Annotated in this window: 1 protein-coding gene; it reads right to left on the reverse strand. The window is 45.2% G+C overall.

What is annotated here, in order from left to right:
• On the reverse strand, window positions 1-876 hold an 876-nt coding region (tnpC, locus tag IEX12_RS23160; protein WP_188725997.1), incomplete at both ends, for an IS66 family transposase.

Here is an 876-nt window from a genome sequence, read left to right on the forward strand (position 1 = left end):
GCTTCCGTAAATTTGCGGCGGGCATGGGCCCAGCACCCAACTAATGTTACACCGGAAATCTTGTTATAACCAGCGTACCCATCGACATGCAAGTACCCATTGAAATTTGCTAAAAAACGCGATGGATGTTTACCTGCACGGGTTTGTTTATAATCGTACAGAACAATTGGTGTATCATCTTTTCCTGTACGATAAAGCCACATATAGGATTTTGATGTGGCAGGTCGATCCGGTTCAGAGAGAACTTGCAGAGTTGTCTCATCTGAATGCAAGATATCCCGTTCCAGGAGATGCTTATGCATCTGATCATATACCAGACGAAGCCAAGTCTTCGCGCCGTACAAAGTCCAATTGGCCAGCGTTTGACGTGGTATGGATATACCGAAACGCTCCAGATGCTTCTCCTGACGATACAAAGGCATACCTTCTACATATTTTTGTGTCATCGTATAAGCCATTGCGGATGGAGAAGCCAGGCTTCCCGGAATAACGGGGGCGGGCATTGTTGCTGTTACGATAGGTGTTTCTATTTCATGACGTTCACAATGACGGCAACTGTACACGTAGCGAACATGCTCCTTCACTTTGACTTGCGCTGGTATAACTTCTATTTCTTTACGCACTTCTGTACTCATTTCGTGAAGGTCGCCACCGCAGCACGAACAAACCTGTTCCTCTTCGGATAAACGATATTCGATCGTCTCCGTAGGCAGGTTTTCAAGCATCAGTTTACGCTGACCACGTTGTTTTTTACGTTTATATGTAATCGTATCAACAGTTGGTTCTTCGATTGTTGAGTCAGCTGTGTCCTCAGCTTCATTAAAAAGGGAAAGTTGGTCTGGATTGGTTTTCTCGCTGGAAGAACCGAATCGTTGT

Source organism: Lentibacillus populi (assembly GCA_014642895.1).
GTDB classification, from domain to species: domain Bacteria; phylum Bacillota; class Bacilli; order Bacillales; family Amphibacillaceae; genus Lentibacillus_C; species Lentibacillus_C populi.